This is a genomic window from Streptomyces sp. 8K308, assembly GCF_004348315.1.
Lineage (GTDB): Bacteria > Actinomycetota > Actinomycetes > Streptomycetales > Streptomycetaceae > Streptomyces.
Map to the genome: position 1 here is coordinate 1 of NZ_SMKC01000415.1, position 5,466 is coordinate 5,466.

General features: G+C 72.7%; 8 protein-coding genes. 7 read left to right on the forward strand and 1 reads right to left on the reverse strand.

The window, feature by feature from the left end; genetic code table 11:
- Positions 1–140: 140 nt before the first annotated feature.
- The 5 genes from E1265_RS32860 (at position 141) to E1265_RS32880 (ending at position 2,828) form a co-directional block, all read left to right on the forward strand.
- A complete protein-coding gene (locus E1265_RS32860) occupies positions 141–383 on the forward strand; it encodes a hypothetical protein (protein ID WP_243741282.1) in 243 nt (80 codons plus the stop codon).
- Between the two features lie 76 nt (positions 384–459).
- On the forward strand, positions 460–921 hold the full coding sequence (locus tag E1265_RS32865) for a MarR family transcriptional regulator (RefSeq protein ID WP_132934615.1): 462 nt from the start codon (positions 460–462) through the stop codon (positions 919–921).
- 99 nt (positions 922–1,020) lie between these two features.
- A complete protein-coding gene (locus E1265_RS32870; protein ID WP_132934616.1) occupies positions 1,021–1,668 on the forward strand; it encodes a LysE family translocator in 648 nt (215 codons plus the stop codon).
- Between the two features lie 139 nt (positions 1,669–1,807).
- Positions 1,808–2,104 carry a DUF6087 family protein gene (locus E1265_RS32875; protein WP_132934617.1) on the forward strand — a complete coding sequence of 99 codons (297 nt, stop codon included), beginning with the start codon at positions 1,808–1,810 and terminating at the stop codon, positions 2,102–2,104.
- Between the two features lie 4 nt (positions 2,105–2,108).
- Complete coding sequence (locus tag E1265_RS32880; RefSeq protein ID WP_132934618.1) at positions 2,109–2,828, forward strand: class I SAM-dependent methyltransferase; 720 nt, start codon at positions 2,109–2,111, stop codon at positions 2,826–2,828.
- Positions 2,829–3,169: 341 nt separating this feature from the next.
- On the opposite strand, the gene E1265_RS32885 is transcribed toward E1265_RS32880, so the two are convergent.
- Positions 3,170–3,514, reverse strand: a complete 345-nt coding sequence (locus E1265_RS32885; protein ID WP_132934619.1) for a helix-turn-helix domain-containing protein — start codon at positions 3,512–3,514, stop codon at positions 3,170–3,172.
- 219 nt (positions 3,515–3,733) lie between these two features.
- Here E1265_RS32885 and E1265_RS32890 point away from each other — a divergent pair, with 219 nt between their 5' ends.
- Positions 3,734–4,654: an NAD(P)-binding domain-containing protein gene (locus tag E1265_RS32890; RefSeq protein ID WP_132934620.1), complete on the forward strand. Its 921-nt coding sequence runs from the start codon at positions 3,734–3,736 to the stop codon at positions 4,652–4,654.
- A 39-nt stretch (positions 4,655–4,693) separates the two neighbouring features.
- The gene (locus tag E1265_RS32895) at positions 4,694–5,389 is read left to right on the forward strand and encodes a helix-turn-helix transcriptional regulator (protein WP_132934621.1); all 696 of its coding nucleotides are present in this window, start codon (positions 4,694–4,696) and stop codon (positions 5,387–5,389) included.
- Positions 5,390–5,466 lie beyond the last annotated feature (77 nt).

Consider the following 5,466-nt stretch of genomic DNA (forward strand, 5'->3'; position numbering starts at 1 on the left):
CCCCCGCCCGTGTGCCGTCCGGCCTGCGGCTTTCCCGATTCCCCCGGAAGGCGGAATGAACCGCCCGCGCCGCTCGGCCGTGTTCCCTTTGGGCGCACCGGACCCGGCCATCGGCCGGCGGTCAGGAAGGAGCTGACGCGATGGAGCAGGATATCCGGGCGGAAGGGCGCGGACGGCCGGAGGTCGGCGCCATGGCGCGGGACGTGCGGCGCGACCGGATCGGCCGCGTCATGGCCTACGAGGGCGGGCAGGTGTGGCTGCGGCCGTTGGCGGGCGGCCTGGAGTGGACGGCGCGGCCGGACGACGTGCGCTCGGTCTCCCTCAGCGAGTCCCTGAGCGCGCGGGTGGCCGAGGCCAACCGCCGTTCCTCGGGAACCCGTTGACTCCGGTGAGCCGGCCCTGGCCGCAGCCGTATAGTCGGCTATCCATGAGCCGGCTATGTGTGGATAGGATCGCGGCGTGGAAGCGAGTGAGGCCAGGCGCGTCAACCGGGCGCTCAACAAGACGAGCCAGCTGTACCGCGCCGCCAAGGCGCGCCGGCTGGCGGCCCTCGGGCTGCACCCCGGGCAGGACGTGCTGTTGTGGGTCCTGGCCCAGGAGCCCGACGGCATGACCGTCTCGCGCCTCGCGGCCACCCTCGGCATCGAGCAGCCCACCGCCACCCGCAGCCTGGCCCGCCTCGAACCCGGCGGCTGGTTCCGCCGCGAGCCCGTCCCCACCGACCGCCGCCAGGTCCGCGTCGTCGTCACCGAGGCCGGCCGCCGGCTGGTCCCCGACATCGAGCGCACCTGGGCCGAGCTCGCCGAGCTGACCATGGGCGCCGTCGACCCCGAGCGCCGCGAGATCGCCCTCGCCGTCCTGGAGGAGGCCAACGAGCGGCTGCGCGAGGTGGTGGGCGAGGATCCGCTGGCGCAGGGGTGAGAACGCCCGGCTGGGGCGGCCGATCTCGCCGGGTCATGGAGCGCGACCACCTCGCGAAAACGGCTGGGCCGCCGGCACCGACCGTGCTTCCATGGCCGGATGACCACCCCTGACCGGCTGCTCGCCTTCGCGGCCATGTCCTTCCTGCTGATCATCGTGCCGGGGCCAAGCGTGCTGTTCGTGGTGGGCCGGGCCCTGGCCCACGGTCGCCGCGTCGCGCTGACCTCCGTGCTCGGCAACGCGCTCGGCGCCTACACGCTGGTGGTCGCCGTCGCCCTGGGCGTTGGCACGATCGTCGAACGCTCCGTCCTCGTCTTCACCGCCCTCAAGCTGGCCGGTGCCGCCTACCTGGTCTACCTCGGCGTCCGGACGATCCGCGAACGCCGCGCGCTGCGCGCCGAGTTCACCACCGAGGACGCCGCATCCGGCCCACGGCACGGGCTGCGTACCCTGTGGGAGGGGTACGCGGTCGGCGTCACCAACCCCAAGACCATCGTCTTCTTCGCCGCCGTGCTGCCCCAGTTCGTCGACCGCGACCAGGGCCACGTGGCGCTCCAGATGCTGATCCTTGGCCTGGTGTTCAACGCCATCGCGGTGGCCTGCGACAGCGTCTGGGGCCTGGCGGCATCCGGCGCCCGCGGCTGGTTCGCGCACTCCCCGCGACGCCTCTCGGCCATCGGCGGCTTCGGCGGCTTCGCGATGATCGGCCTCGGCGTCACGGTGGCGACCACCGGCCGCGCGGACTGACCGTGCCCCCGTGCGTCCCCCGTGCCTCCCTGCGCGTCCGCGTGCGTCACGATCCCCCGCCGGACGGGGGTGACTGACGGCGGCTCATGGTGTCATGGAGGGACGCCCCGCCCGTTCGCGCCAGAGAAAGAACCTTCGCATGGAAGAGGAGCCGCTGTCCGACTGGGCAGAGCGGCGCAGTCGGCGCCGCGCCGACCGCTACCGCGTGGTCACGCTCACCCCGGGCCCGCCGTCCGGCAGCCATGTGGCCCCCGAGGCGCCCCGCCTCGTCAGCCGGTGGAACGGCTACGAGTGGGAGGCGGTCGCCGTCGTCGCCAACCTGGCCGAGGCCAAGCGGATCCTCTACCCGGACACGGCAGGCACCGATCCGACGCCCTGCCCGCCGGCCGTCGGCCGGCACCGCCGCGCCACCCCGAAGCGGCGCGAGGGGAGTTGAGCCGGTGACGCGCGGTCCTTCACTCGGCGAGCTCACCGTGCAGGCGCTGTCGTCCGTGGAGCGCGGATACGACCTGCTCGCCCCGAAGTTCGACCACACCTCATTCCGCACGCCGGACCGGGTGCTCGACGCGATGACCGAGGCGCTGCGCCCGCTCGGCCCGTTCCACACCGGGCTCGACCTGTGCTGCGGCACCGGCGCCGGCATCGGGGTGCTGCGCAGGCTCGCCGTGCCCGGGGTGGTCGGCGTCGACTTCAGCGCCGGCATGCTCGCCAGGGCCCGCGCCGCCTTCCCCGCCGGCCCGCGCTGGGTGCGCGCCGACGCCAGGGCGCTGCCGTTCGCCCCCGCCACCTTCGACCTCGCGATCAGCCTCGGCGCGTTCGGCCACTTCCTGCCCCACGAACGCCCCGCGCTCTTCGCTGGCGTCCGCGCCGCCCTGCGCCCCGGCGGCCGCTTCGCCTTCCCCATGGCCGCGCCACCCCGCGTCGGCTCGCCGCCCTACTGGGTGCTGTGGGGCTTCGACACCGCCATGCGGCTGCGCAACGCGGTTTGGCGCCCGCGGTTCGTGATGTACTACCGCACCTTCCGACTCCCCGAAGTGCGGCGCGAGTTGGCCGCCGCCGGCTTCGCGGTGCGGATCCTGCCGCTGGCGGCGCTCGGCCGCCGCCCGGACGGAGCGCCCCGCTGCGCGCTGGTCGTGGCCGAGGCGACCGCCGTCAGGTAGGCGGCAGCTAGTGCCGCATCAGCCAAGGTTCACTCCGTCGCGACGCCCGGCACGGCACCTCGCTGCGTTACCGAATCGCGCGAATACGGCCAAGTATGAGCTGCGATCCGGCGCCTTGCGATGCACCGCACCGGACGCCGCTCCTTGACGGGCAAACCTTGGCTGACACGGCACTAGTCCGCGGCGCAGCGCCACCACGACGGCGTGCGTGCGGTCGCTGACGTCCAAGGCGGCCGCGTTCGCGCCCCACCGGTCGCCGCCACACCCGGAGGGGGAGGTGGCGACGTCTGGCGCGGCGCCCGGGTCGTTCCGTGGTATCGCGGGACGAGGCCGGGGACGAGTCACTGAGCGGTCCTAGGGAAGGGCGCCTCGAGGCGCTCCATGTGGTCCTCGCCCCACTGGCCGAGCGGCCCCAGGGCGCGGACGAGCGAGCGACCGAACTCGGTCAGGGAGTACTCCACCTTGGCCGGCGCCTGGTGGTAGACCTCGCGGTGGACCAGGCCGCTGGCCTCCAGCTCCCGCAGTTGCAGGACCAGCATCCGCTCGCTGATACCGGCCACCGTCCGGCGCAACTCGCCGAAACGCAGCGGGCCCTCGTCGAGCCAGAACAGGATCAGGCCCTTCCACTTCCCACCCATGACGTCGATGGCGGCATCGAGCCCACAGGTGTACTTCCGCGTCTTCACCGGCGCTCCTACTGACAATTGTGTGAGTACCCAACGGAATTGTAAGTACTTGTGGTTGTTTCGACGGTCATGCAGCATGGCACGGGCAGCGCGCCGAATGCGCGTTGAAATCCCGCGCGAACTGGCGTTGGCGCATTTCCCTTTCCGAATTCCGGCCGTCCAGGTCGTCCAGGTCGTCTAGGTCGTCCAGGTCGTCCAGGTGAAAGACAGGAGTCATCCATGACCGCGCACCCACGCACCCCGGTGACCGTGATCGGCCTCGGCTCGATGGGCGGCGCGCTCGCCGAGGCGTTCCTCGGCGCCGGCCACCCGACCACCGTCTGGAACAGGACCGCGTCGCGGGCCGCGCCCCTCGTCGCCAAGGGCGCCGTGCACGCCGCGACGATCGAGGACGCGGTCGCGGCGAGCCCGCTGGTCGTCGCCTGTCTGACGACGTACGAGGACACCCGTGAGGCGCTGGAACCGGCCGGCGCCGCGCTCCACGGGCGAGCCCTCGTGACCCTCAACAGCGGCGCACCGCTCGGTGCCCGCCGCATGGCCGAATGGGCGCGCGGGCATGGCGCGCGCTATCTCGACGGGGCGATAAAGAACGTGCCGTCCGCCGTGGGCGCCGACGACACGCTGCTTTACTACAGCGGCGACCGTGGCGTCTTCGACGAGTTCGAGACCACCCTGCGGGTGCTGGGCGGCGACACCGTCTACCTGGGCGCCGAGGCGGACCTCGCCGCGCTGTACGAGATGGCGGTGGGCGGCACCCTGTTGCCCGCGCTCGTCGGCTTCTTCCAGGGCGCGGCGGCGATACGCTCGCGCGGCCTGGAGGCCGCCTCGATGGTGCGGTTCAGCGTCAAGTGGTTCGAGATGATCAACTCGGTGCTGCCGGTCTTCGCGAAGGAGATCGACAGCGGCGACTACAGCGAGGCCGCGTCCTCCGTGAACCTGTTCCTGGCCGGCGCCGCGCACGACGAGGAACTCGGCCGCGAGGCGAACCTCGACACGGAGTGGCACCGCCCCTTCCACGACCTGCTGCGACGAGCGGCCGACGCCGGCCACGGCGAGCACAGCATCGCGGCCCTCACGGAGGTGCTGAAGAAGTCTGACCGACAGTCACGTAACGGGAAAATTCCATTCGCTGGCAGATGAGCAGTCAGGCCAGTCGGCTTCGCAGGACGGGGACGCGCCGTGCGCGAAGACAGCCCAACCGGGGGCCGGCTGCGGGCCGTTCGGCTCGCCCGAGGTCTCACCCAGGAAGCGCTGGCCGAGCGGGCCGGGCTCAGTCTCGGCGTCGTGAAGAAGATCGAGCGGGGCGGCTCGGCGCGCATCGAGACCTACCACGCCCTGGCCCGGGCCCTGCGGGTGCGCACGAGCAGGCTCTTCGACTCGGGCCCACCGCATCGGGACCAGCGCTGCGACGACGACAACCTGCCGTTGCTCGCGCTGCGACAGGTCATCGCCCCGCCGGTCACCGTCACCGGGCCGATCGGCCTGACCGACGCCCTGGAGCCCACCCCCGACCTCCCCTCGATGTGGCGCACCTCCGAGGCGCTCGCCCAGGCGTACTACCAGGACGACTACGGCACGGTGGCGGAACTGCTGCCGGCGCGGTCACCGTCGTCACCGGCCGGGAGGCGCCGACGGCCGTTCCCGTCGCCTTCTGCTCCTACTGCCGCCACCGCGTCGAGCGCCGCGCCGACCACGGGACCGACTGCGTCTGGCAGCCGGGGCCGGACGCGGTGGCTCAACGGACCGGTGGGAAGCCGAGCTTGCGGTAGAACGGTTCGGTGCCACCACCTGGGACCCAGACCGCGGTCACAGGGGGGCGTCCGGTGCCGCGGGGAAGTTCGGGCGCGGCCCGTCAGCGTTGTCGGTGGGTGTTGAGGCGGGCGGCCTGGCGTGTCAGGTGGGCGCGCTCGGCGAGGTTGGGTGCCTTGTGGGCCGCCTCGGCGTACAGTCGT

Bases quoted from the DNA above. Each gene is read 5' to 3' on its own strand.
- E1265_RS32860 (WP_243741282.1), top strand. From the start codon at position 141: ATGGAGCAGGATATCCGGGCGGAAGGGCGCGGACGGCCGGAGGTCGGC.
- E1265_RS32870 (WP_132934616.1), top strand. From the start codon at position 1,021: ATGACCACCCCTGACCGGCTGCTCGCCTTCGCGGCCATGTCCTTCCTG.
- E1265_RS32875 (WP_132934617.1), top strand. From the start codon at position 1,808: ATGGAAGAGGAGCCGCTGTCCGACTGGGCAGAGCGGCGCAGTCGGCGC.
- E1265_RS32890 (WP_132934620.1), top strand. From the start codon at position 3,734: ATGACCGCGCACCCACGCACCCCGGTGACCGTGATCGGCCTCGGCTCG.